The sequence below is a fragment of the Methylobacterium sp. WL18 genome, assembly GCF_008040015.1.
Taxonomy (GTDB): Bacteria; Pseudomonadota; Alphaproteobacteria; order Rhizobiales; family Beijerinckiaceae; genus Methylobacterium; species Methylobacterium mesophilicum.
Genome location: NZ_VRVD01000860.1, coordinates 1 through 1,613 on the forward strand (window position 1 = coordinate 1; position 1,613 = coordinate 1,613).

Annotated in this window: 2 protein-coding genes; both read right to left on the bottom strand. The window is 70.9% G+C overall.

Annotated elements, in window-relative coordinates; genetic code table 11:
• Positions 1 to 584 (bottom strand): TAT-variant-translocated molybdopterin oxidoreductase (locus FV228_RS29090; RefSeq protein ID WP_187277961.1); only part of this gene is annotated, 584 nt, incomplete at its 3' end.
• The gene (locus FV228_RS29095; RefSeq protein ID WP_147857638.1) at positions 581 to 1,240 is read right to left on the bottom strand and encodes a cytochrome c3 family protein; all 660 of its coding nucleotides are present in this window, start codon (positions 1,238 to 1,240) and stop codon (positions 581 to 583) included. The genes FV228_RS29095 and FV228_RS29090, both read right to left, overlap by 4 nt.
• Positions 1,241 to 1,613 lie beyond the last annotated feature (373 nt).

The following is a 1,613-nucleotide window of genomic DNA, read 5'->3' on the forward strand; positions in this document are numbered from 1 at the left end:
CCGGTCAGCAGCGCCACGCCCGCACCGCCGGCCTCGCGCCAGGCCGGAATCTGCGCCTGCAGGGCCGTGCGGAACGCCGCCCAGGAACTTGGGCGGCCGAGGTGCTGCACCGCCTGCGAGCGGAACGGGTCGTAGAGGCCGAGCACCGAGGCCTGGGCCAGCACGTCGGTGCCGCCGCGGCTCCAGGGGTGATCGGGATTGCCCTCGATCTTCAGCGGCCGGCCGTTGCGGGTGGTGACCAGGATCCCGTTGCCGAACCCGTCGAACACCGCCGAGGAGGCGTAGGACAGGTCCGTGCCCGGCACGATCCGCTCGGGCTGGTTGACGTAGGGCACCTCGTAATCGCGCCCGCCCTCCGCGCTGCAGGCCGTGAGGCCGCCGAGCGCGAAGGACGCCGCCATCAGCTTGAGGAAGCCGCGCCGCTCCGGGGCGGCGGCGAGCCGGGCGGCCGAGGGGAACTCGGCCGCGAGGTAGTCGCGGAATTCCGGACTGTCGGCGACGGCGTCGAGGCTGCGCCAGAAGCGCGGGCCGTCGCCGCCGGCGAGTTTCTGGCGCAGGGCCGCGATGTCGGATCCGCTGGTCATCGGTGGCAGATCCCGCACTCGGTGAGCCGCGCACCGCCGCGGATATGGTACTCGGCCACGAGCTTCGGCCCCAGCGTCGCCTGGTCGGCCGGCGGCGTCCAGGTCATGTTCCAGACCTGGTCGGGCGTGCGGACGTACTTCTCCGGCGCCCGATGGCAATCGAGGCAGAACTGCATCTCGAAGGCGTTCGCCCGGTAGGTCATCTGCATCGACGTCACGTCGCCGTGGCAAGTCGAGCAGCCGATGCCCTTCGTCACATGCACCGAGTGGTTGTAGTAGACGTATTGCGGCAGCTTGTTCAGCCGCACCCATTCCAGCGGCTTGTCCTGCGCGTAGCTGTCGCGCACCGGCTTGAGCATCGTCGAACCGGTCCAGATCTGCGAGTGGCAGGTCATGCAGGTATGGGTCGGCGGGATGCCGGCGGTGGCCTCCTTGTCGACGGTGGTGTGGCAGTACCGGCACTCGATGCCGAGCTCGCCGGAATGGTGCTTGTGGCTGAAGGGCAGGGGCTGGGCCGGCGCGATGCCGACGCCCGTGACGTAGTTCGAGCGCACGATCCCGGCCGCCAGCACCGGCAGGCCGACCAGGCAGGCCACCCCGGTCATCAGGGCGAGCCGGTAGGTCGCATCCGCGCCGGGGGTGAAAAGCTGCGCCATCAGGCGCTCCCGCACAGGGGGCGGATGCTCCCGCGCGATGCGCAGCGAAACCCGCCGGGCGGGCGGGTCCGGTCGCCGGGATCGATCTGCTCACCCCCTCGCCGCAAGCGTCGCCCCACCGTTGATCCCGGGTTGAAGTGTGCGGTGCACCGGTCCGTCCGCGCAATGCGACCAAAGCGGCCGGCCCTCGCCGACGAACCTAGAGCTTTTCCAGACGGGGGCTAGAACATGGATCACCATGCCGGTCGCCCGTCGCGCCCGGCCCTCGACACTTCCCGCCGGCGGCGCGAAGGCCTATGCGCTGCCTGACCCGTCGGGCGCGCCAGGTCAGGACGATGGGGTCGGAATCCATAGGGGTCCGAGGCAGGTCCGG